At 38.5% G+C, this 26,221-nt stretch carries 18 protein-coding genes; 5 read left to right on the plus strand and 13 right to left on the minus strand.

The window, feature by feature from the left end:
• Positions 1-83 precede the first annotated feature (83 nt).
• Together AC4MRQ_RS07005 and AC4MRQ_RS07010 are read left to right on the plus strand one after the other, a co-directional pair.
• A complete protein-coding gene (locus AC4MRQ_RS07005) occupies positions 84-749 on the plus strand; it encodes an NAD-dependent epimerase/dehydratase family protein (protein ID WP_491196946.1) in 666 nt (221 codons plus the stop codon).
• Positions 750-814: 65 nt separating this feature from the next.
• On the plus strand, positions 815-1,723 hold the full coding sequence (locus tag AC4MRQ_RS07010) for a helix-turn-helix domain-containing protein (RefSeq protein ID WP_491196947.1): 909 nt from the start codon (positions 815-817) through the stop codon (positions 1,721-1,723).
• Here AC4MRQ_RS07010 and AC4MRQ_RS07015 read toward each other — a convergent pair.
• Positions 1,720-3,876 (minus strand): tetratricopeptide repeat-containing sensor histidine kinase, encoded by a 2,157-nt coding sequence (locus tag AC4MRQ_RS07015; RefSeq protein WP_491196948.1) that lies wholly within the window; start codon positions 3,874-3,876, stop codon positions 1,720-1,722. The two genes, AC4MRQ_RS07010 and AC4MRQ_RS07015, sit on opposite strands and share 4 nt — an antisense overlap.
• A 317-nt stretch (positions 3,877-4,193) precedes the next feature.
• Between AC4MRQ_RS07015 and AC4MRQ_RS07020 the strand changes: the two genes are divergently transcribed.
• Positions 4,194-5,165 (plus strand): NAD(P)-dependent alcohol dehydrogenase, encoded by a 972-nt coding sequence (locus AC4MRQ_RS07020; RefSeq protein ID WP_491196949.1) that lies wholly within the window; start codon positions 4,194-4,196, stop codon positions 5,163-5,165.
• Positions 5,166-5,169: 4 nt separating this feature from the next.
• Here the strand turns inward: AC4MRQ_RS07020 and AC4MRQ_RS07025 are convergent, their stop codons facing one another.
• Positions 5,170-5,757 (minus strand): Crp/Fnr family transcriptional regulator, encoded by a 588-nt coding sequence (locus tag AC4MRQ_RS07025; protein WP_491196950.1) that lies wholly within the window; start codon positions 5,755-5,757, stop codon positions 5,170-5,172.
• A 299-nt stretch (positions 5,758-6,056) separates the two neighbouring features.
• Here AC4MRQ_RS07025 and asnA point away from each other — a divergent pair, with 299 nt between their 5' ends.
• Positions 6,057-7,094 carry an aspartate--ammonia ligase gene (gene asnA / locus AC4MRQ_RS07030; protein WP_491196951.1) on the plus strand — a complete coding sequence of 346 codons (1,038 nt, stop codon included), beginning with the start codon at positions 6,057-6,059 and terminating at the stop codon, positions 7,092-7,094.
• Between the two features lie 121 nt (positions 7,095-7,215).
• Positions 7,216-8,490, plus strand: coding sequence for a cyclic nucleotide-gated ion channel (locus AC4MRQ_RS07035; RefSeq protein ID WP_491196952.1), 1,275 nt, complete (start codon positions 7,216-7,218; stop codon positions 8,488-8,490).
• A gap of 157 nt (positions 8,491-8,647) precedes the next feature.
• Here AC4MRQ_RS07035 and AC4MRQ_RS07040 read toward each other — a convergent pair whose 3' ends face one another.
• From AC4MRQ_RS07040 to AC4MRQ_RS07090, 11 genes are all read right to left on the minus strand, one after another.
• Positions 8,648-10,459, minus strand: a complete 1,812-nt coding sequence (locus AC4MRQ_RS07040) for a glycosyl hydrolase (protein WP_491196953.1) — start codon at positions 10,457-10,459, stop codon at positions 8,648-8,650.
• A gap of 144 nt (positions 10,460-10,603) precedes the next feature.
• A complete protein-coding gene (locus tag AC4MRQ_RS07045; RefSeq protein ID WP_491196954.1) occupies positions 10,604-11,779 on the minus strand; it encodes a T9SS type A sorting domain-containing protein in 1,176 nt (391 codons plus the stop codon).
• 276 nt (positions 11,780-12,055) lie between these two features.
• On the minus strand, positions 12,056-12,898 hold the full coding sequence (locus AC4MRQ_RS07050; RefSeq protein WP_491196955.1) for a sialate O-acetylesterase: 843 nt from the start codon (positions 12,896-12,898) through the stop codon (positions 12,056-12,058).
• Between the two features lie 8 nt (positions 12,899-12,906).
• On the minus strand, positions 12,907-14,541 hold the full coding sequence (locus tag AC4MRQ_RS07055; protein ID WP_491196956.1) for a sodium:solute symporter: 1,635 nt from the start codon (positions 14,539-14,541) through the stop codon (positions 12,907-12,909).
• Positions 14,542-14,667: 126 nt separating this feature from the next.
• Complete coding sequence (locus AC4MRQ_RS07060; RefSeq protein ID WP_491196957.1) at positions 14,668-16,158, minus strand: cellulase family glycosylhydrolase; 1,491 nt, start codon at positions 16,156-16,158, stop codon at positions 14,668-14,670.
• Positions 16,159-16,209: 51 nt separating this feature from the next.
• The gene (locus AC4MRQ_RS07065; RefSeq protein ID WP_491196958.1) at positions 16,210-17,052 is read right to left on the minus strand and encodes a sialate O-acetylesterase; all 843 of its coding nucleotides are present in this window, start codon (positions 17,050-17,052) and stop codon (positions 16,210-16,212) included.
• Between the two features lie 47 nt (positions 17,053-17,099).
• The gene (locus tag AC4MRQ_RS07070) at positions 17,100-18,113 is read right to left on the minus strand and encodes a glycoside hydrolase family 130 protein (protein ID WP_491196959.1); all 1,014 of its coding nucleotides are present in this window, start codon (positions 18,111-18,113) and stop codon (positions 17,100-17,102) included.
• Between the two features lie 117 nt (positions 18,114-18,230).
• Entirely contained in the window at positions 18,231-19,754 is a 1,524-nt protein-coding gene (locus tag AC4MRQ_RS07075; protein ID WP_491196960.1) for a hypothetical protein, read from the minus strand.
• A 56-nt stretch (positions 19,755-19,810) separates the two neighbouring features.
• Positions 19,811-21,514: a hypothetical protein gene (locus AC4MRQ_RS07080; RefSeq protein ID WP_491196961.1), complete on the minus strand. Its 1,704-nt coding sequence runs from the start codon at positions 21,512-21,514 to the stop codon at positions 19,811-19,813.
• Between the two features lie 9 nt (positions 21,515-21,523).
• Complete coding sequence (locus AC4MRQ_RS07085) at positions 21,524-23,026, minus strand: RagB/SusD family nutrient uptake outer membrane protein (protein ID WP_491196962.1); 1,503 nt, start codon at positions 23,024-23,026, stop codon at positions 21,524-21,526.
• Positions 23,027-23,040: 14 nt separating this feature from the next.
• A complete protein-coding gene (locus AC4MRQ_RS07090; protein ID WP_491196963.1) occupies positions 23,041-26,133 on the minus strand; it encodes a SusC/RagA family TonB-linked outer membrane protein in 3,093 nt (1,030 codons plus the stop codon).
• Between the last annotated feature and the right edge of the window lie 88 nt (positions 26,134-26,221).

Consider the following 26,221-nt stretch of genomic DNA (forward strand, 5'->3'; position numbering starts at 1 on the left):
TTAGAAACAAAAAAGTGAGTGGTTTGTGTTTCCGTTTAGGAGTTCTGTGTTTAATTTAGAGTCATGTATCTTAAATATATAAAATGAATGTAATAATAACAGGTTCAACAGGTATGGTTGGTAAAGGAGCTTTATTAGAGTGCCTTGAAAACACTTCTGTGAAGGGTGTACTGGTAATTAATCGTAATACAGTGGGCATAAAACATCCTAAACTGAAAGAAATCATTCTTAGTGATTTTAGAGATTTATCATCTATAAAAGAGCAACTGGTGGGCTATGATGCTTGTTTCCACTGTATGGGCATATCTGCCCTTGGATTAAGCGAAGAAGAATATACAGATATTACATACTCGATGACTAAAGAGCTGGCTTTTAATCTTTTTGAATTAAATCCACAACTGGTTTTTATTTACATTTCAGGTGCCGGCACAGACAGCTCTGAAAGAGGAAGAATTATGTGGGCTCGTGTAAAAGGAAAAACCGAAAACATGATCTTAAATATGGGATTTAAAGATGCTTATGCTTTCAGACCCGGCGCAATCTTACCAGAAAAAGGTATTAAATCACGCACAAACTGGTACAATACCTTTTATACAATTACCCGCCCATTGTTTCCCTTATTAAGAAGAATGAAATCTGTAACTACAACAACCAAACTTGGTAAAGCAATGATTAATATTGCACATCACACCAACAGCAAAAAGGTACTTGAAAATATTGACATTAACCAAATAGCTGATTACTCTTAACTAATATTCTAATGTAATAGTGTTATCTGTCACCAGACATTGTAACAAAAATATTGACTATCCTCATGAAAGATATATTCCGCATTAATACTATTTCTGAAATGCACGAGCAACTTGGACTCCCAAAGCCAAAACATCCTCTCGTGTCGATCTACCGTCACGATGACATTAAGCCAAATATGGATTTGGCTGGTATTCCTATTGCGATAGAACTCTACCTGGTGATGTTTAAGATGTGTGCACCAGGTGCTATCACTTATGGAAGAAATAGCTATGACTACCAGGAAGGTACACTCATTTTTATGGCACCGGGCCAGGTTGTAACTTACGATAAAATGGATGAGATGGATATGCATGGTGGATGGTCTCTTAATTTTCATCCCGATTTAATTCGCAGATCACACCTCGGCCAGCATATTGATAATTATAGTTTCTTTTCATATGAGGTTAATGAAGCTTTACACTTGTCTGACCTTGAGAAACAAACCATTGCCGATATCAGAGATAAGATTAAACATGAATACAGTCTGAATATTGACAAACACAGCCAGAAACTGATTGTTTCAAACATTGAATTATTACTGGACTATTGCACACGCTTCTATGACCGTCAGTTTTATACCCGTGAAAACCTGAACAAAGATCTTATTTCTAAATTTGATAATGTCCTCAAGAACTATTACAACTCGGAAAAACCATTGGAAACTGGTCTTCCAACTGTTAAATACTGTGGAACTGAACTTAGCCTATCACCAAATTATTTGAGTGATTTATTGAAAAAGGAAACTGGTAGAAATGCGCAGGAACACATTCATCACTTTATAGTAGAAAAAGCTAAAACATACTTACTTAATTCCTCTGATTCTGTAAGTCAAATAGCCTTCTCTCTGGGATTCGAGTATCCGCAGCACTTTAGTAAGGTTTTTAAAAAGAAAACAGGAGTAAGTCCGGCTGAATATCGTCATGTGAATTAAGTGAGAAGATTATCTTGTTTACTCTCGATTCCCAAGATGCAGGAGACTTCTGTTCCAACTCCTTCCTCGCTACATACAAATAGCTGTCCACCAATGATGAGAAGTAATTCCTTGCATAAGAACAATCCAAGTCCCGAACTTATTTCACCATTGGTTCCATAAGCAAATTGATTGATACCTTTTTCGTTTATAGCTTTTACCTGTGCCGAAGACATGCCAGTACCGGCATCTTTTACCCTAATAGTCAATTGGTTATTAGCATGAAACCAATTAACTATTACAACCTGTCCGTTATCACTAAATTTGATTGCATTACTTAGCAAGTTCCTCATTAAAACCAAAAGAATATTCTTGTCACTTTCAAGTATCACATCATCACCTTCAAAGGTCAATATTATATTCTTCAGCTTGGTAAATGAATGAAACCAATATGCTGTTTCTTCCATGATGTGCTTTAGTGATAATGTTTGATTATCTGGTGTTAGATTACCATGTATCTTTTTAAACCACATGAGCGTGTTATCAATAAACGATAACATCATATTTGATGATTCAGCAATAGCATTTACCATTTGTAAATCAGATTTACTTTTAATTGTTGGTGACATCTCCATCAACGATGACATGCTTACAATACTACTTAATGGTGATTTCAGATCGTGACTTAAAACTGAGATAAGTTTGTTTTTAACATTATTGGCGTCAATCAAGTCCTGATTGCTCTGCTGGAGTTGTGAGTTAGCTGCAGCCAGTTCATTCTTTTTCTGCCGGTTATTTAGAAAAATGATAAAGATTACAAAAGCAACTACTGCCATCATCGTTGCAATCAAAACAATAATAAATGATGATTGCTTTTTGTTCTCCAATTCCAATTCAAGCAGTTGACTTTTCGCTTTTAACAGTTCTGTTTCTCTTTCATGCTTCATTAATTCAAAAGCTTTTTGCAAAAAAGCCATTTCATCTGATTTTTTCGTACTATAAAGACTATCAGTTAAATTATTAACCTGCAATGTATAATCATATGCAGTTTCCCACTCTTTTATGAGTACCTTTTTTTCAGCCAGTAAGTTAAGTACATCAAGTTTTAAGTCATGCATCTTGTGCTCGCTTGTAATTCTTAGTGCATCTTTAAGATATTCAATTGAAGCTTGATGATTTCCTTTCTTACTACTATACATCGAGTGAACAATAAGCCAATTGGCATTTTCGTGAGGAAACATCCTGATATTGTATTTTTTATCCACTACATCCAAATAGTAGTCCACTGAATCAGTGATATCTAATCTTAGTAGATATTTAGCCTTATTGCATTTAGCTTGTATTAAATTCTTTGATACATTCGTTTTCTTAAAATGATCAATTGCTCTATTTATAAAAACTAAAGCTGAATCATTCTTATTCAGAAAGGCATATAACATGGCTTTATTATTCATAATATTACCAAGCATATTTCTATCCTGCACTTGCTGAGCTAACTCAAATGCTTCATTATAATATTGAATGGCCTGATTAATTTCCTCCTTATTCCGGTATATATTAGCAATATTAAACAGTACATATACAAGCCCTCGGTCATCTCCTGCTAATTCCAAAAATTCTATACTCTGCTCATAATATTTGAGTGCCATGGTAAAGTGACCATTATACCAATACACATTTCCAATATTTAACAATGAACGCCCGGTTAATTTTACTTCATTTAGCTCCTTTGCGAGCATTAAGGCACGCTCATAATATAATAATGATGAATCTAATTCTGACTGATATAAATGGTATGCAGCTTTATAGTAATTGTAATTTAACTTGGCTGCCTGACTAACTTCTTTTCTTATAAGTGTATCGCATTGATTAAAAAAGCTCCTACACTTATCGCCTTCTCCTTTTACAAAATGAATTAAAGCCAGACTCATGATGGCTTTAACCTGTAAAGAGTCCTGTTTTAAAACTTCCGCATTTCCCTGCAATAGATACGCATAATGAATTGCAGTATCCGCATTATTATAAAAATAATGTTCCAAGAGCTTTTCATAAATAACCGAATGCTCTTCCATGCTGGAACTCTTTAGTCGATTCCTTAAACTGTCGACATTAATAGCCTCTATTGATGTTAAAGCCAGCATCAATAATAATGGCGTTAATATTCTGACTCTCATCCCCTTATTGTTTATCCCGACACAAATATAATAGAATTAGTTGCCATTACAGCAATTGAACACTTATTTAAACCCACTGTAAATTAAGAAGATAAACAATATAACCCCTACATGTATAAGCAGTCGACTTCTTCAATGGCAATTATTCAAGCAGTGGTCTACCTTTAAACCTGATTGAAACCTGCTATTCAATCACTTAAAAGTCAATTATATTGAAAAGTAACTAAAATTCATCATTTGGTAATTTCTTAACTTAAGTCAATGATTCACACTCAACATACAGTATATCTTCGCTTTTGAATTTAAATGAATTTAATATGAAAGCTGTAATCTGTAATACATATGGAGGACCTGAAGTACTAACGGTTCAGGACATAGAAATGCCAAAAATAAATTCTCATCAACTATTGATCAGAGTGACATCATCCAGCGTTACAACCGCCGAAAGTATGATGCGACAGGGAACACCAAAGTTTGCGCGTCTTTTTCTGGGGCTAAAAAAGCCAAAAGCGCCAATTACCGGTACAGGCTTCGCCGGAATAGTTGAAGCCACCGGAGAGAAAGTTTTAAACTTTTCAGTTGGAAACCAAGTGTTTGGAGAAACCACTCTTGGATTTGGCACTAACGCCGATTACGTTAAAATTTCAGAAGATGGATTAGTACTGATTAAACCGCAATCTATCAATTTTACAGAGGCAGCTACCCTATGCGATGGCGCATTAACTGCTATGAACTTTTTATCAGAACAGGTGAAGTTATCAAAAGGACAAAAGGTATTGATAAATGGTGCATCAGGTAGCATTGGATCAGCAGCAATTCAGATTGCTAAACTAATGGACTTGCATGTCACAGGAGTCTGTAGCAGTTATAATACAGAACTGGTTAAGTCATTAGGTGCTGATGAAGTAATTAACTATAACCACTCGGATTTCACCAAATCATCAGAAAAATATGACGTCATTTTTGACACTATTGGAAAAAGCTCGTTTGGAAAATGTAAAAGTATATTATCTGATAAAGGGACTTATTTATCACCCGTTTTGTCTTTATCACTTCTTGCACAATCATTGATTTCATCATGTGCAGGTACAAAACGTGCCCGATTTTGCGCTACAGGCTTGCGTCCGGTAAAAGCTTTGAAACCACTTTTACAAAAGATCGTGAAGTGGTACGAGTCTGGTTTATTCAAATCTGTGATTGAAAAAACGTATCCAATGGATAAGATATCAGATGCTCATCGTCATGTTGATACCAGCCGTAAAAAGGGTAATATTGTACTCATCCATTAAATGCTCAGTTAATCATTTTTTTACTGAATATTCTTTTCCTTATACGACTAAGTGATTCGGGTGTAATACCTAATAAACTAGCAATCTGATGTTGGGGAACACGATTACATAAATCCGGTCGTGTCTCCAGTAAATTCAGATAACGCTGTTCTGGTGATGACGTTATAAAGGATGCAAACTCATCTTGTGCTTCTCCGGTTAATCGTTCAACTTCTTTACGAATAATTGACTCCAGCTTAGGTATTCGCTGGCACATCTCTTCTTCAAGACTTTGGTTTCCAACAACCAGTATACAGTCCTCCGCACAAACAAGATAATGCTTCGCTGGTTCCCCTTTCATATAACTACTAAAGGCATTAACAGGCATACCCTCTGAATAGAAAGCTGTTGTCTTCTCTTCTCCATCAATCACATAATACTCCCTGACTATACCTTTCAATACTGAATAACATTCTTTAGATATCTGTCCTTCCTGCAACAAAATGGTTCCCTTTTTATACCTCTGAATATTTGAATGCTCAATAATCAGTTGTATATCATCGGCAGTCAGCAACGGAAAACCAATAAGCAGTTTTCGTAACTCTTTTTCCATATCATGATAACTAATATCCATAACTTACAAACATCTGATTTACAACAATAGTTTAGTTCACAATATGACAAATCAAAATATTAATTTCAAGTAAACCTCAAGATCAATCAGATCTCAAAAATTTAAAACTATCCTCTATGTAATAATGCTACATCATTTTTGAGCCAAATACCATCACTCCTTACAATTTAAAACTACAATTTGTTACATGATGATATTTTTCATTCCAAAGGGCGCTTATTGTGATTATTTGATATTTTTAAATAGATTTGTCTTATAAATTAAAACAACACAATGCAATGGCTAAACTATTTATTCCAAAAAATTACAAGTCGCATCTCAATCTCAAACAGACTGAGCATGCTATTAAGACAGTAAAAGATCATTTTCAAACAGCACTTTCCGCAGAGCTAAGATTGCGCAGAGTCACGGCACCACTTTTCGTCATGAAGGGAACTGGCATTAATGATGATCTTAATGGTACAGAACGTCCTGTTGCCTTCCCTATTAAAGAATTTAATGATCAGAAAGCAGAAGTTGTACATTCTTTAGCAAAATGGAAGCGCATGATGCTGGCTGATTACGAAATTGAGAAAGGTTATGGCTTATATACTGATATGAATGCTATTCGTCCGGATGAAGAGCTGAGCAATATCCATTCCTTATATGTCGATCAATGGGATTGGGAACGACACATTGGTAAAGAAAACTACAATTTGGATTTTCTTCAGCATGTAGTGAAAAAGATTTACGAAGTGATGAAACGGACAGAGTTCATTGTTTTTGAGCGCTATCCACAAATAAAACCTATTCTACCAGAAGAAATCACATTTATCCAGGCAGAAACGCTGCTAGAAAAGTATCCTGATCTTACACCAAAAGAGCGAGAAGATGCAGTAGCCAAAGAATATGGTGCTGTATTTTTAATTGGTATTGGTCATAAACTAAGTAATGGAGAAAAGCATGACGGAAGGGCACCGGATTACGACGATTGGAGCTCTGAAACAAAAGGTGGATTCAGAGGCTTAAATGGTGACATCCTGGTATGGAACCCTATATTGGAACGATCATTTGAAATATCATCAATGGGCATCCGTGTGGCTCCAGAAGTTTTGGAAAAACAACTGGAAATAGAAAGTTGTACCGAGCGTAAAGAATTGTTGTTTCACAAACGCCTGTTAAATGGCGAATTACCACTTTCAATTGGAGGTGGAATTGGACAGTCGCGCCTTTGTATGTTCTTCTTACGAAAGGCTCACATTGGCGAAATCCAATCCAGTATTTGGCCTGAAGACATGCGTAGAGAATGTAAAGAAAACAACATTGTATTAGTATAGTTAAGAGGGGGGAAGTTTTTTGCTTCCCTTTTTTTATGCAGGGAATAACCATCAGCACTATTGAAACAATATTGATAAAAAATCAACTAATTTTGTGCGTCTATTATTCAGTCCTGCTTCTATGAAATTAAAAACACACTGGTTTATACTCGTTTGGAAAACAATTGTATTTGCAACTATTGTTTATGTAGCCATAAGCATACCAATCGAACTTAGTTTTCAACACAACTACCAGGCTCCGGTATATTCCAAATGGTTCATCAGTATTGTTTTCCTGCTTGACCTGTTCTTTAATATCAAACGTATCAAAAAGCAAAAGCGTTATACTGAATGCCAGGAAATTGAAAGCCAGGGATGGTATCAGAATACAGTTATTTTTGCCGACATTGTGGCTGCCCTTCCCCTTGATCTGATTTTTCCTTTACCCATATTTAAATTACTAAGGTTATTGAAGTTGGTCCGGCTGCATCATATCCAGATCAGCCTCCAGCATAGTATGATTCAGTTTGCCGGCACCTTTACTTTAATCAGTTTTGCCTTTTGGTTTGCATTAATCCTTAATGCTCTTGCCTGTGGCTGGCATATTCTGCAATTGGAACACCTTCATGAAGATATTCACACTGACTATATTAATTCATTATACTGGACTATTACGACAGTTACAACTGTTGGGTATGGTGATGTAACACCTGTAACCAATGCTCAAAAGCTTTATGCTATTTTTGTTCAAATACTTGGTTTTGGTGTTTTCACCTTTGTGATTGGTACAGTTGCCAGTCGGTTGATGCGAAAAGATCCGGCACGCCTGCGTTTTGAAGAAAATGTAGATGGTCTGGTTTCGCTGATGCATTTTAAATCTTTACCGACTCATTTGCGCAACCGGGTGATGAATTACTACAAGTATATGTGGCGTAACCGTCTGGGCTATGATGAAACAGCATTTTTAGAATCTCTGCCTGATAACCTTCAAACTGAAGTTGCCCTGCACCTCAAACGTGATATTATTGATAAGGTATCTATTTTTAAAGATACAGAAACGTCTTTTAAGCGAGAAATAGCACTTTTGCTAAAACCCGTATTTCTAACTCCTGACGACTACATTTGTAAAGCTGGTGATCAAGCCAATGCTATGTATTTTGTTGTCAATGGTGAATTAATCACACTTTCTGAGAATGAAGATCGGGAGTTGACACAACTTGGTGTTGGTGATTATTTTGGAGAAATTGCTTTGCTTAAAAACAAGCGCCGCAGCGCCACAATAAAGGCATTGAGCTATTGCGATCTGTATGCGTTGGATAAATCTGCCTTTGAACAATTTTTCACTAAATATCCACAAATTGCCGGCCAGATTAAGGCCACAGTTGAAGAACGCGAAAGAAATTACTCCGGTAAATGATCTAATGAAAATGTGATGATATTCTAATTAGCTTAGAAAAGCACAATAGCTCACAGACATATTATCAATGTTCATAAATCTAAATTCCCTATTAGAATTAACCAACAGGGAATTATATCTTATTTTTGGGTTTATTTATCACTATATAGGCTAAAATCTAATTAAAGCTAATAACTTTCTTTCGCACGAAAACCTCTTGTTCTGCAAGTTTAATGTGAATGAAAAATAAACCGTGAGACAAATCTTTCATCGAAATCTTTTCCTGATTACTAAAACCGTTCATTGTATTGGTTTTCATTAATCGGCCAGTGCTATCATATAGTTGCCAATATTCGATCGAACCCTTTTTGACATCTATAGTTAATTCATCAATGACTGGATTAGGGTAAAGCTGGATATTACTTTCAGCTTCATCAGCATTATTATTCTCTTGAGATAAAATATCAGTTCCCTTAATACTAGTCGCTATAGGTGCATCAGGCGATTTAATATATGCTGTAACGTTATCGTAATACCACACTTCACCACCTATGCTGCTATTAACATTAAAGAAAAAGGCCAGCTTATCGAAAGTCGCATTCTCGTCCACACCTTCAACAGGCGTCGGGAATTCGAGGGTTACTTTTTGCCAATCACTGCTTGCTACAGGCGTCAACTTAACAGATGGTTGCACTTCATTACTCAGGTCTTCATTTTCAAGTTTGACCATCATCTCACCCGAAGAAGGTGCGATCAACATCAACTCTAACTTATCCAATTCGCTATAAGTAATGGCTTCTTCAAAAATTACCCAGGCACAGTTCTGCCAGGGCTTATTGGAAGGCAATGTGTACCTACAAACATTAGCTGATGTGTTAATACCAGTTTTATTTGGATTATCAACCACTTCGGCTGTTCCATTCCAATCACCCTGCGTGTATGGTGTTCCATCAAAATCAACAATAACTTTTGCATCACTCTGGCTGACATTATCCCATCCTGGCATTTCATCCAATGTAATGACTTTAGGATTCTCATACACATCAATAATTTGCTGCAATGTATTAGTTGGATTTCCATTGTAATCCTCATACAATCCATAAGCCCAATTCATAAAAAAAGTCATTTCAGGCTGATTATTGATTACATTTTCAGATGGTAAATAAAAACACTCGCCAAAAGCAACTGGTTTCCCATTGGCCTGCGTTACTAATGCATTGTAAAAGCTTAAGTCATAAAAGCCATTGCCATATACATCCAGGGCTGCCAAGTCAAAATATTCTGCTCCGGGATTATACTGTGCATAATTGGCATCAATGTCCTGCACATCCCAGCTCCATATAAGATTTGTCAATCCTAACTCCTTTGTCATATAGTCGTGGGTTAATTGCCACAGAGCAACAGTTTTATCTGCACCACCGGAATTCCACCAGAATACTGTCTGATTTTGTTCGTGAAACGGTCGCCATAACACCTCAACTTCTTTATCCTTCAGATATTTAAGGTATGGTGCAGCAATGTTGTCTATTCTGTTTCTCCATATTTGGTTCAAAGAACTGCCATCCATTAGCAGATCATTCCATTGCGCAGTTGTTAAAGAGCTTTTTATACCGCCATCCCAGTTGCAGGGCTCTGATTGAGTTGGTGGGCAGGCATGCCACATCATGTTAATAACCGCTCCTTTGCTCCATTGGCTTTCACATTCATAAGTAATAGCCCAACGCATATCTCTATCACCATGAAAAAGCAAGTCGCAGCCATAGAGTGCAGGATATTTACCTGTAATAGTATAAACCTCCTCTGTCCAGTAATTGGCACCCGTAGGTGTACTATGAAATGGCTTTTGATCATTATGCTGTCCGGCAAGAAGTTTCTCGCCGCGGATACTGTTGAGGAAATCCAGTGTTTTAAAAGAACTCTGGGCATTTAAGGTAATGAAGATTGAAAACAGGCAATAAGATATCGCCAGGATTCTTTTGAAGTAAGTCATGGTTAATGAATTATATAATTGTGTTGTAGTACAGAAAAACCCGATATGATGATATAGAGTTATCATATCCATATCGGGTCGTATGTTGGTGAGTTATTTAAAAAAGTTGCTCATCCATGATTATAATGATAGCATCCATTGTCATTATTGCTTGATAAACTTCTTAGTTAAAGAGTCTGCACCAACTAACCTTATTTTAACAATATAAATACCTGTTGACAAGTCAGCTACAGGTAATACATATTCGTTCCCATGTGTAGGAATATCAACTGACTTAACTTTGTTACCAATACTATTATAAACCGTCACACTTTCAATTGTGGCGTTATCGGCATCTATTGTCAGTTCATTCATAACCGGACTTGGATATATGCGAATTCTTTCTTCATCAATCTTATCTGTCAAAGCTGTTGCGGTCGTGTTGGCTTCTATCTGGCTATAAGCATTGCCATCATTATCAGGTAAAGCCTGAAGCTTTGCAATGTATGTCTTGTTTGGTTCAATTGTTACAGAGCCATATGTTCCCTGATAGGTATAAGAGTTCTCACCTACACCAACTGTTGTTATCCAAACATCGCCACTTCCAGCATTCTCATCCACAATGTAAATATTAGTACCATCTGTCGCATTTGGATCGTTATCCCATGTAAGTGTAAAACTATCACTGCTAACATTGATAATTTGCAGGTTTGTTGGAGCTGCCGGCTCTGGTGTACTTACGGTTTTAGTGATATTATACCACATCTTCTTTGACATGTGAGCTATTTCTTCATAAAAGTAGTCCTGTTCATCCCAATTAAAATTCTCGGCTTTATAATCAACCGGAGAGGATAATGCTAAATCTTCTGAATCATCAATTGTTTCAACCGTAAGCTGATAGTCCACTCCTCCAACTGTAATTGTAACAACATCACCGTCTAACACCCAGGTTCCCGTACCAATTGGTATCTTTCGATAACGGGAATTAAAATCCCAACCTTTTTCGGTATTTTCAAAACCAGCATATTCACCATCGTCACCTGCATTGTTTTCATAAATACCGTATATTTTTCCATCACCATTCACACCTTCTTCGGTAAAAGTGATCACATTATCAAGCTCTTTTGTAGCTACCGGTAAATAGTTGGTTATTTTCTCATATTTATCCCAGCCCCAGGTCTCCCACGTAAACAAATCACAATACATACCTAATTCTGTTATGTACCAGGTACCATTAATGGAACTTTCGCTAACCTGATATGCGTTTTGCGTTTCATTTATTTGCGAAAATCCAATTAACGCAACGAATAAAAATAAAATAGAAGTAGTAATTTTCTTCATGATCTGACATTTAGTTATTATTCCTGATTTTGTATTTCAAAAATCTAAAAATCAATCCACTAACCATTGACCTTTAATGCTGATTACTGATGATTTTTTGAAAGTTGGAAGAGTTAAACCCTTAAATACCATTAGAAAATCTATTACATATTCAAATGACATATCTGGGTTAATAACGAAAAAGGGCATCGCCATATAACGATACCCTGCAGACTATATTCTTAGTGTTAATTACTTAGTGGTTACTCTCTGATTATGGTTTGTCGGATGAATAAATCACTCATCCAAATCATGACCTAATAAGGACAGCATCTTAATGGCATATCGACGCCCCAGTTCGCGTACACCTTCCGAATCAAAATGAACCATATCATCACTTACGCTGCAACTACTTGATGAGATAACATGAGCCGTTGGTATTATGGCTGGTAACTGATTGATTATTGGATTCATGGCAGCACACTTTCCTCCAACATCTTGGTGCACCAATTCTCCTGCCAACAAAAGCACTTCCTCAGCTTCCAATGCCAAATCAGTCAGTATGTTATTGTAAACCTTTTTGACATATAGCGGCCAATTCTCATCGCCTTCATTGGTTTCGCCCTGATGAAGTAAAATGCCCTTAATCACACCTTGTTCTTGAGCCTTTTTTGCCAATTCAATCAGGCGTTGATAAGGATTTCCGCCATAAGCAGTGATCTTATCCTGAAACCATTTTCCCGGATAGGTATTGGTATATTCCTGGTAGATATCTTTATCGAATAAGCGAATATCACAGCCTCCAATGGCTACTGAGATAACACCAACAGTAATATCTTCTGACTGGTTTGCTACCATATTACGACCAAAGTAATCGGCTGGTGATAATCCCACCCAACATTGACTCAAAGGTGGTATTGCAGCATACCATTCACCCACTTCCCTTTTTGATTTTGCACAATCCACAGAAGCCATCATCCTGAAGCGTGGTTCAACGATCGTATCCTGCGCTTCAATCCTGGCCGATCCTTCCATATTGGACTGACCAAAACACAAGTAAATATGAAAATCAGGATCTTGCGCAACCATGTTGACACTTAAAATCAATAAAACAACGAATGATAGTCCTCTTGAAATCATATCGGCAATTAAATAAAAATGAAATACATAACAAAGCATGCCAGCACCAGAAGCAAGGATAATACTCTGAAATTCTTATACCAGGCAACACCTTTTAGTGCTTCCGTTTCTTCTCTCCATAAACTCACGGTCCAGGTATTCTGACCAACTTTATCAGCATCGGGCAAGGCACTCATTAAACTGATCACCACATTCACCAACATACTGAACAACATTACAAATGGTGCAATCAATAAGAAATGGTAAGGCAAAGCGATGCCAACAGCATACTTAAAAACCATAATGATGGCAGCTACCAAAATACCAGATATTAATCCCCACAATGCTCCTTTTTCATTTGAGCGTTTCCAGAAAAGACCTAAAAAGAAGGTACCAACAATAGGTGGAGCAAGGTAAGACACAACTTCCTGATAGTATGACACTAATGAATCAAACTTTTGTATAAAAGGAGCCCAAAAAATGGCAATGACCAACACGACCAATGAGGTAATCCGTCCTACTTTTACCAGCTTTTTACTATCAGCATTTTTATCCCAACGCTGATAAAAATCCATTGTAAACAAAGTCGATACTGAGCTTAAGGTTGCACTTAAGGTGGATGTCAGTGCTGATATCATGGCTGCCAGAATCAATCCGATCAATCCTACAGGTAACAACTTCACAATCAGCCTTGGATAAACCTGGTCTGTATTAATCCCAAAAGTAGCTTTTAATGTTGTTCCGGAAATAAGCTCTGTTGGTAAGTTATCAACACCAAATAAATTAATACCTCTTCCAATTAATCCGGGAAGAATAAAGATAAACAATGTAAAAAGGTACAGAAACCCAACAAAAAGCACTCCTTTTCGACCATGATCGATAGATTTGGCAGAAAGCACACGCTGCACCATTACCTGGTTGTTAGCCCAGAAATAAAAACCTAATATCGGAATCCCAATCCACATGCCTAACCACGGTACAGTAGGATCATCCAACGGACGCGTTAGCTTTAACCAAACACCTTCTCCAAATCGGTTATACAACTCTTCCCATCCGCCAATTTCGTGCAGGGCATAGAAGTATAATACACCAGAACCAATGATAAGAATGGTAGCCTGAATCATATCGGCATTAATGGCAGAAGACAAACCTCCAATGATGGTATAACTACCAGCTACCACAGCCATGATAACGATTATCCAGAACAAATCAATTTCCGGGAAAATCAATTTGATAATTAAAGCACCCGTGTATAGTGTAGCTGCTGCATCCAAAAATACGTTACCAAATATCGTGATAAATGAAAAGTAATAACGTGAACGTTTGTCAAAGCGTTTCTCCAAAAACTCGGGCATAGTAAATATGCCGGACTTGATGTAAAACGGCAGGAAGAACAATGCAAAAAACACCATTACCAACACCGAAATCCAATTGTAGTTAAAAACAGCTATCCCGGATATAAAGCCTTCTCCCGAATGCCCCATTAATGTGGAGCTGGATACGCTTGCAGCAAACAAGGATAAACCAACCACCGGCCAGGTCATGTTTCTGCCTGCCAGAAAATAGGATGTAGAATCAGAGCTTTTACCGTGTTTTAAAGCCCACCAGATTATTCCGACAATGAAAATGGCTAGTATGGTGATATCAATCGTACTTATATTCATGATTTAGATATTAGACGTAAGATTTGAGACACAAGATTGATTAAAAACTGTCTTTATTCTTAGCATCACGTATTAAAACGTTACTCATAAAGATTGTCTTATGTCTTGATACTTTTGTCTTATAAATTAATAATCCAATGATGTTAACAAGATAAAACTATTCGCAGGAACATGAAGTTCCAATCGGTTATTAGCTTTAATTCCTTTTTCTGCAGCAACCGGAAATCCTTTCTCGTCCACTTTCCTATCACCATCAACATACTCAAACTTCTTGCAGGTAAGGTCATCCGGCACATTAAGTGATATAGTATGCCCGACCTTTGAGTTATTAACTACCGCTACAGTCACATCATCCTCATACATGCCAGCTGTTAATCGCAACCCTTCAATACCAGTTTCAGTGGTTTTAATTATAGTACTCCCGGTTGGAAAGTAACGACATAAGATGGACCATGAATAATACCAGGGACGAATGTTCTCATCATCCGGATTGTTGCATAACTCGGTTCCCAAACTGTTCCACATGCCCCAGCGTTTCAGTTCATTTTTATTGCCCCAATCGCCACAGGTGTGCATGGCATCGTCAAGGGCCCAGGCTGCTGAACCGGAATAACCGGCATTCATGCTTTGAATTAGGGCATCAGCCATATCAATTCCATAGCTAAAATTGTACACATCCATCTGGCTGTCTTCACAAGCATAAGGATCAGCTTTGGCTTTCTCCTGATTTTCTTGACCGTTCCTGCTAAATCCAAGCTCGCCAAAAATGATTTGCTTACCTGTTTCCCTCGCGTATTCTGCTACTTTTTCGTGCCAGGTTCTGAAACCTCCGCTCCGCACCAAGTCATACGCAGTATAATCGTGAACCTCGTATATTCCAACGTAATCATCCAACTGTTTTGCTGTTTGCTCAACCCATCCTGCTCCTGTGTATTGTGAGTTAGGATTGTCATAGCGAGTTACTGCATCGGGACCTGCTACAGAGATGTACTTATCCAAACCATTTTGCTTTAATGCCTCATTAAGCATTTTCACGCCTTCGCTCCATTCTACAAAGTCGCCATTTGTTGTAGCCCAATCACCATTGGGTTCATTTACAAGGTTGTAGTACTTCAGGCATGTATAACCACGATCAATAATCAAATATTTGAGGTAAGACACAATGCTGTTAATCCACTTCGGATCGTTAGCTCCGGTAAATCTATCACCATGACCTAAGTGAGTATCATGCACTTTGTAAGGCGTTCCCCATTCACCAAATAAAACAGTAATGTTGTTGGCCTGGGCATAATCCAGTATTTTCTCCAAAGCCTTAACCTCTGGTGTGGTAAAATCTAAAATGGGCATATCATCATTATCGAAACCTACCAAATATCGCCAGTTAGCCTGATCCAGCACTCTAAATAACCTGGGTTGCATATAATCCAGTCGCTGATAGTTCATCTCCCACTTTTCATCCGTCATCAGTTTTCCCCAATCGGCATTCTCTGTATCAGCATGTGGGTAAGCAGACCACTGCACTCCATTTCCTATAAAATTGGTGCTGATGACTTCATCCGGATTAATTGTGATTCGTATGCTATCATCTTTTTGACATGATGAAAAGATCAGTGTCATTATTATTAAAATAAAATATCTCATAATTCTTCTTTATTTCGTCAATAGAAATTAATATCCTAAAATCGACAGCATTTCAATGGCATACCTTCTGCCCAGCTTCCTTACTCCTTCAGAGTTAAAATGCAAATTATCTTCCCGCACAGCGCATCCTGCTGAAGAAATTACATGTGCAGCAGGTACAAAATAAGGTAACCGATTGATAATATGATTCATACTCGAACACATACCGCCTTGATCGGCATGTACTACCTCACCTGCCAGCAATGGCACCTCATTGGCATGTAAACCGAGATCCTGCAACATATTCTCATACACATCTTTGACATACTTTGGCCAGTTTTCATCTCTTTCATTCGCCTCGCCCTGATGCAATAAAATTCCTTTGATTACACCTGATTTTTGAGCTTCTTTTGCCAATCCAATAAAGCGCTTATAAGGATTACCGCTGTATGCGTTTATCTTATCAACGAACCATTTATCTGGTAAAGCATTAGCAAAGTTCTGATATTGATCTTTATTGAATAATCGAATATCGCAGCCACCAACAGCAACATTGATTACTCCAACTTTAATGGAATCAGGTAAAATCGCTACCATCGTTCTGCCAAAATAGTCAGCCGGGGACAAACCATGCCAACAGCTACTTAACGGCGGAACTGCAGGATACCAATTGCCCATAAATCTGTTTTCATCCGGACAATCCATTGCCGGCATCATGACAAATCCATCAACTTCCTGTTTATCCTGCTCTTCAATGGCAGCTGATCCTTCCATATTAGATTGCCCAAAGCAAAGGTAGATATGGAAATTTGAATCCTGACCATGAATATTCACAGTTAACAACATCAAAAGAATTACAACCGGTAATCTTAAAAATAAATGTTCTTTCATTGATCTGATGCCAATAATTTAGTATTTAATATGCTTATAAACAGCACTTATCTTTTTAATACAAAATCAAGGATTTCTGACACTTTACAGGTTGCCAGGCCCACATATTTGTCAGCTCCACCGTAATATACATATAATGTGTCGTCTACAATGACGTTTCCAGTGGGGAAAACACAACCCTTATAAAAACCTTCTATCTCATAATCGTGCTCCGGTTCCATGATCCAGTCTTCGGCACGTGCAATAACTTTTGTTGGATCATCTAAATCAAGCAAAGCCACACCAACACGGTAATAACCTTCTCCACCATTTTCCACACCATGGTAAATAATTAACCATCCTTCATCGGTTTTAAGCGGAGGTGTCGAGCCGCCCACTTTCTCTTCCCATGTACCATCTATACCAGCAATTAACAAGCTGCTTGGTTCGTTCCACACCATTAAATCGTCAGAGAAACGAATCCAGATAGCAGGTTTATCACAACCATATTCTTCCCCAATCCATTGCTTAGGCCGGTGTAACATGGCATATTTACCATTAATTTTCTCTGGGAAAAGAATCACATCCCGGTCATCCAGGTTGGTGTCTGTTACACGACCCAAACGACGCCAGTTTTTAAAATCTTTGGTCACAGCCAAACCTGAGTTGGCAATATTATCTTTCATGACAGCCGGCGAGTCAGCACCTGTTTCTGGTAAAAGAATCACATCGTGTGCAAACTTCCAGTATTGTCCGGGAAAATGAGGACGATAGGCATAGGTCACGTAGAATTCATCACCAAATTTAACGATACGCGGATCTTCAACACCTCCCTGATCGGGTCCGTCAACACTTGGTCCAAAAGTGGGTTCATCTGACACACGGTCGAAATTAATTCCATCATTACTGACAGCAGTACCCATACGAATATAATGCTGTTCGTCATCGCCTGCAGCACGATACAGCATGGTAAACTTTCCATTTTCGTACCAAACACCAGGATTACAAACAACAAGGTTTTCCCAGTAATTAGTTGGATGTGGTTTTAAGATAGGGTTATTCGGATGCTTTGTTAGTTTCATACTTATTTTATTAGTATCAAGATGTGAGATGCAAGACATAAGACTTTTTGTTCAAAGTCATTATACACTTGCTAATCTCATACCTGAAATATCGTTTAGTTTAATTCTTCTTTTGTCTTAGTCCATATTGGTGTAAAGAATGAATGACTCTCCTTCAAGCGTCAGCTCAACACCTGAAGCAAAATCCAGATTCACACTTTTTTCTAAAGGTGTAGCAAATCCTTTTTCATCAACTGTTCCAATAAATGAACCGTCAGCATTTGATTGATAACTGTATTTATCAAGTGTGGCATTGGCCATATTATCAGCCTTTAGCACAATTGGATAGCTGACATAATGTGAGTTGACAACTGCAATGGTGTATTTGCCATCTTTCTCAGCCATAATGGCACGAACGCCTTTCTTTTCAGGTAGCTCAATATTGTAAATATTACATCCGGCCGGGAAATAACGGCACAAAAGAGACACTGTATAGAAGAACGGACGAATTTCTTCACCTTCTGGTGTGCCACAGTGTTCTTCCCCCAGTATATTCCAAAAGCCCCAACGCTTTAGTTTATCTGTCTGATAGTCGCCATTATCAGGGCTGTTGTACATGGCATCGTCCATATCCCATACCAATGCTCCGGAAAAACCTGCACGCATGGACTGAATAATGGCATCGGCCATATCAACGCCATAAAACGCTTCGTAAATCATCATATTAGAATCATATCCAGCATACGGATCAGCTTCAATAGCTGCTTCGTTACGTTCTTTCAGATCGGCATCCACCTCGGTGTATTTAAAACCAACTTCACCCAGTACAATACGTTTATCGGACGGGGTAGCATCACGATATGCCTGCAGCATAGATGTATAATCGCCATTGCGCACAATCTGCTGTTTTGGGTACACATGTATGTCATATAAGCCAACATGCTCTCCTAAATCTTCAGCTGTCTTTGTAATCCAGGTTGTTTCATTTGTATTATCAAAGATTGCTACATCCGGTCCCATCAGCTTAACTGATGACAACTCGTACTTGGCCATTTCAGCAATGTATAGCTCTTGTACATTTTTATAAACATCATAACTTCCCTGCGCCGAAGACCAGTCCCCATTGGGTTCGTTAATAATATTGATGGTTTTTATGCATGTATAGCCTTTCTCATTCACCAGGTGATTCAGAAACTTCACCGAGTTAGCAATCCATTCCATATTGATATTGCTGATATTTCCATCAGTGTAATGATGCCCCCATTCCCCGTAGGTAATTTCAATATTGCGGCTCTGAGCATAATCCAACATCTTAAAAAGTGAAACCGTCTTTTTTGTTTCATTGTAATCACCACCATCATCATATGACCACTCTGCAGTTGTCATAATACGTAAGAATGGTGGACGCATATAATCGATACGCTCAAAAAGCGTTGCCCAGTCTGCATCACTTAATGTTTGAGTACCCAACCAGGTTGGCACCATATCATAGCCTCCCCACTGCGCGCCATTGCCCACAAAATTGCTCGAAACCAGCTCTGATGTAATTGTTATTTCGCGGTTCTTTAATACATTTTCCGGAATACCACTATCATCATCCTCACAGGCTATAACCGTTAGTATTAAGGCGAATATTGCTGTTAATAAAAGTCCTTTTCTCATTGTGAAATATTTTTTAATAACACTCGCGCTATGCCAACGTAAGTGTTATTTTTTCTTTACTGCTTATTAAGGTTATACCACATCTTTTTAGACATGTGTGCTACTTCTTCATAACTGTAGTTTTGCACATCCCAATCAAAAAGTTCAGACTTGTACTCTAACTCAGTCGTTAATGCAATTTCAGTTTCTGACTTAACTTCAAGCGTTAATGTAAAGTCGGTTGAACTACTATCGGTAATAATAACTGATTCGCCATCTAACAGCCATGTTCCAGCTCCTGTAGGCACTTTTCTGTATCGGGCATTAAAATCAGATTCAGGCCAGCTGGCATCATCAGAAACGAAGTTTCCATATTCACCGTCGGTGCCGGCGTTGTGTTCATAATAACCATATGGCTGGCCGTGCTCATTCACCCCTTCTAAAGTAAATGTGATGGTATTATCCAGTTCAGGCTCAACTTGTGGCATGTAGTTATTCAACTTTTCAGACTTATCCCATCCCCAGCTTTCCCAGGTAAAGAGGTCACAATAGATGCTAACCTCACCAATTGTCCATGTACCGGCAATGGATACATCATCTGCATTTAAGTCAATTTGTAACTTAATGGTCCATGTAACTGCTTCTCCGGCTTCTGATGTGACGGTTATCTGTGTTGAATTACTGTTTGAGAAATCCAACATTTCACCAACTGACTTATCAGCCGTTGCAGCATATGAAACTGACAGTCCGGTTAATTGAATAGCTGAAATATCAGCGCCATTGTTTTCAATGATCACAGTGACTTCCTTCGCATCATTATTAATTGCTGCGTCTCCAACCTGACCTGCAACAGTCATTGCCGTAATGTCATTTCCGGTTTGAATAATACGCTCCTTAGCTAAACGATACCACATTTTTTTCGACATATGAGCTACTTTTTCATAGCTCCAGTCAGTGTTGTTCCAGTCAAATAATTCAGGATGATAAGGAACTTCGGAGTTTAGTGCTACTTCATTCGTCTCAGTCAATATGTCAAGGTCTAACTCAAACACCTGGCTGCTGGCATCCGTGATGATGACTTTGTTACGCTCGTAGTCACGCAACCAGCTTCCTTCACCCATCGGAATTTTACGATAACGATGGTTGTAATCCCAATCCTTACTGCTGTCTGAGAATTCACCAAATACGCCATCATTTCCTGCATCATGCACATAGCGACCGTATGGATTTCCACTTTCATCAGCGCCTTCCACTTCAAAAGTGATCACATTATCTAATTCTGGCGATGACTCTGGTAAATATTCCGGAATCTGAAGGTATTCTTCCCATCCCCAGCTTTCCCAGGTAAACATATCGCAATACATACCCATTTCGCCAATGTACCATGCTCCTTCCAGATCAGATACAAATGGATGAAGCGACACTTGCCAGTTTAATGTTTCTCCGGCTCCCGATGTTACAGGAATACTTGCTATCTCATTGCTAAAATCAAGTGCAGAACCAGGGGTTACTGATGATGAAGCACCATAGGCCAATTCAATAGCTTTTACCTCAACCTTTGATAAATCCTCAATATTCTCGATGCGTGCAAAGATCTTAACGGTAGCATCATCCAACTCGCGCTCAATAACAGCTGTTCCCATCTGTCCTTCAATTAAGAGCGATGTAATGTTACGTTCTTTTTGCCAGTCGGTTCCTTCCAAATCCTTAAACGGATCGGCTGTACAAGCAGACACTAAAGCTGTCAGTACAATTACGGATATATATAATAACTTCTTCATTGCAATAGATTAATTAATGTTTGGATTCAAATCAATTTCGCGCTGAGGAATTGGATAGAAAGCCAGTTGTTCAGGTGTTAAACCGGCTGCTTCTGTGACTTTATCCTGCACTATATTTTTGCGGCGTAAATCCCAAAGACGATCACCTTCAAAAGCTAACTCTCGCTGACGCTCTTCAATAATCAAGGTGCGGAACTCCTCTTTTGACAATCCGGCTATGTCAGCCAATTCACTTACACCAGCACGACGGCGAATTTCGTTGTATTCAGCTAATCCATTTGCATCAGCTGTTGCTTCAGCGTAGATTAACTGTACATCTGAATAACGAATCAAATATGGGCGCGTGCTACTCTTATCTCCTGTATATTCAGGGTCGACATATTTGCGGGTGAATTCGTAAGGAATGGTACCATTGGCTACCGTTCCGGTTGAGTTACCTTCCTCATCGAATATTTCACTTACCAATAATTCAGTGCGACGTTTATCTGTTGCCTCGTAATTATTGATTAAAGTACCGGTTGTTTGAAATACGCTCCAGCCATCATGGGTTGGAATCAAAGTGTCATCGGTGTTTTTCAGGAATATTTCACCTCCTGCAATCCAGGGAATAAAGTACTTTGATAATTTAGAATAATCGCCTTCCTGCGTTCCAGAACGATCCATTGACATAATAAAGATATGCTCCGGTCCATTAGGACTGTTGACATCATAGATATTCTGAAGATTAGCATCATGTGCATATTCCCCTTGCTCCGTCAATACATATTCGGCATATTCAGCAGCTTTGGTATACAAGGCATCAACATCTTCAGTGATGGCGCCGTATTTCGGTACGCCACTCTCTTTGGATGATGCAGCAAACAAATAAATCTTTGCCAGTAAAGCCTGTGCAGCCACCTTATCGGCACGACCGGTCACACGATTCACTTCAAGAAAATCAATCGCCTTTTGGGCATCATCAATCATAAAAGTATACGACTCCTGAAGACTTTCAGGCAAACTAGCTGTTGTTTCGTCGATTTTATCAACCAATGACTTTTGAAGCGGTGCAATACCAAAGGCTCTTACAATGTTAAAGTGATTCCAGGCACGTAAGAAGTAGGCTTCTCCCAATAAACGCTTTTCATCAGCTTCATTAAACCCTCTTCCTTCCACGTTTTCAATCACTGCATTGGCTCGGTTGATAGCAATATAAGCACAGCGGTAGTATTGCGTTAGCAGTTCATTCTGCGACGTTACTTCCCAATTAACGAACTCCTGTGCATCAGCACCTTCATCGGGTTTTACAACACAATTGTCAGTTGCCAACTCACACAGGTAATAAGTAACGGGTGCATAACTTACTAGTGTTAATGCATCGTAAGCATATAGCAATGAAGCTTCAGCATCTTCTACCGTTTTGTAGAAATTATCTTCGGAGTAAAAACCGGTTGGTTTTACATCCAGACTCTCGCAAGAAAACAAACCAAGTGCGAAAGCTAATCCTAAAACTAATTTATATAATGTCTTCATCTTAAATCTGATTATTAGAACGTTAATTCAACACCTAAAGTCCATTTTCTTAACTTCGGATATCCACCCCAATAGATGCCATCGCTGCCAATTTCCGGATCGTATCCTTCAAAATCAGTAATGGTAAATAAGTTTGTTGCGTTCATAAATACACGTCCTCTTTTGAACCACTCGATACCAATATTTTTAAAGTTGTAGCTCAACGAAACGTTTTGCAAACGCAGGTAATTTGTTTCCTGAATGTACCAGTCGGAGAAATAAAGATTGCGTCCACCTCTCAGGCTTGGATAATCGTTTGTTAGGTTATCTTGTGTCCATCTTAAGGGTAGGTTGCTGGGTTCATCAAAAGCTTTTGTATTCAAAACATCCTGACCAAAACTGCCGTTGAAGAACATTGCTAAATCAATGTTTTTCCAACTCACCTGAAGATTTAAACTGGCAATAAAATCAGGATTTGGATCTCCAATGATGGTGCGGTCTTTGTCATCAATAACACCGTCTTCATTAATATCGACGTATTTAAACTCGCCCGGTTGTGCTAACTTACCTGTCAGTCCAGCTGCTAAGCCTTCTTCTTCGCTCTGAATAATACCATCTACCTTATGACCATAGAAGGCATTTACCGCCTGACCAATACCCAAAATATTAGGTACCGCTCGGAATGCTTCCACATTACTTCCGTTAAATTCGTATAGCATACCTGTATTAGGATCGGTACTTAATCCAAATGCGATTTCATCACCCAGGCTTACCACTTCATTTCTGTTACGTGAGAACATTAAAGCTCCGGTAATATTCCAGTCTCCCCGATGTACAATATCACTTTCGATTGTTAATTCAACACCTTCATTCTTGATTTCACCACTGTTTACGAACATTAAGTCATATGACGATGATGGTGATAACCAGCGCTCACGTAATAAGTCATTTGTATACTTGTTGTAATAATCGACAATGACACGCAGGCGTCGGTTTAGAAAGGCCATGTCAACACCAATGTTCAACTGGCTTGTTGTTTCCCACTTTAAAGCCGGATTCGGAATTCCACCCCATTGTTTCTTACCTGTGTGGCTATCCCATCGTTTAATGTAACCAGGGCCGATAGCCGTTTGCCACGCACCATTTACAAAGTACTGATCCAGTCCGTATTGACTGTGAATATCGTATAAACCGATTGGTTCTTTATTACCTGAGATACCATAACTACCGCGTAGTTTTAATTCATCAAATACATTCAGGTTTTTAATAAAGTTTTCGTGATGCATTTTCCAGCCCAAGGCTCCTGAAGGGAATATCGCCCACTGATTATCTTCACCAAATCGTGATGAAGCATCGGCACGCATGGTAAATGTTGCCATATACTTGTTGTTAAACACATAGTTCAACCTTCCCAGCCATGAATACATTACCTCTTCACTCATGCCGTTGGAAACGCGTTGCTGCTCTGGATTACCTCCTGCCAAGTAGCCACTTCCCAACGACTCATTTAAGAAATCATAGGCTCGTAAGTTTGAGGATTTACCCTGCGTATATTGATAGGAGAAACCACCGACAGCATTTATCTTGTGCAAATCACTGAGCTTCTTGTCAAATGTCAAAAATGTTTCTGTAATCAGATCACCTACCTCTGAATTATCAACGCCTGCCGAACCATTGTTAAAGGTTCCATCTTCGGTATATACTTTTGGATTATAATATTCGCCTATTGAACGGGCAAAACGGTAATTAACCTGCGACTTTAATTTTAAAGAAGGCAGAATCTGAGCTTCCACAAAACCTGTTCCGATAAAATCAAGGAAATCTGATGTGCTTAGCCTGTTTTCGGTTAATGCTATCGGATGTGAGTAATCCTGTGTACCAATCATGTAATATCCCTGGCTTGGATCATTGTTATTATAAACCGGGAAAATTGGGTTACGCCAGTAAGCTAAACCACCATTATTGTTTCGCTCTGCTTTAGTGAATATTACATTTGTTCCAACCAAAATCTTGTCATAGACTTTATGGTTGACATTTAAATTCACATTTAGCTTCTCGTAATCATCATCGATATAAACACCTTCATCAGTGAAATAGGTTGAGCTTAAGCTAAACTGTGTCTTTTCGTTCTGACTGCGAACCGCAATATTGGTGTTGTTTGAAACCGGATTACGGAAAACCACATCATCCCATTTGGTGAAGTAAGGCCAGCTACCATCTTTCAACTCACTTACAGATGGATAGTAAACTCCATTCGGATCTTCGGCACCGATAAATAAAGGAACAAATCCTCCATTGGTGCGAGCTTCGTTGCTTAATTCAGCCATTAGTACCGGATCGCGCCAAAGGTTTAGTTCCGAAGTAAATTCTGAAAAAGTATTTTGTTGCGAAACAGTTATCTCGGTTGTTCCCTTTTTACCTTTTTTAGTGGTAATCATGATAACGCCGTTGGCTCCACGCGAACCATAAATAGCTGTAGATGAAGCATCCTTCAAAATCTCCATCGACTCAATATCATTGGGTGAAATCTGGCTTATATTTCCGGCATCACCAATGGGGAAGCCATCAACTACTACCAATGGCTCATTACCAGATCTATACGAACTACCACCACGAATACGAATGGTAGCCCCTGCTCCAGGAGAATCAGATGACGATACTACTTGTACACCGGCACTTTGCCCTTGCAATAATCCATCCACTGAGTTGGCTGGTTTCATCGGCAGATTTTCTATCTTAACCGAACCAACAGCTCCTGTTAAATCACTTTTCTGCACAGAACCGTACCCAACAACAACTACATCATCTAAATTTTGCATCTCCTCTTCCATTACCACATTGATGGTTGTTCTTCCATCAACAACAAGTTCCTGTGTTGTCATTCCGATCAATGAAAACACAATTACCGACTGGTTTGATGCAACTTCCAGGACATATTGGCCATCCATATCAGTTATTGTACCATTGGTTGTGCCTTTTTCGTAGACATTAATACCAGGTAGTGCAATCCCAGACTGATCTTTTACAATACCTTGGATTTTTACTTGTTGGGCACTGGCCTCCAAAGTGAAAATACAAAGCATCAATGACAAGGTCACTACTTTGATTTTTTCATAGAAAGTTTTCATAAAAACAACTTTGCGTTAACTGACTTTTCCTGAAACTGTACAAGTTTAATCCAAAAACAAAACTTAAACAGTTTCTAAGTCTTCTTAA

Source organism: Carboxylicivirga sp., assembly GCF_982718395.1.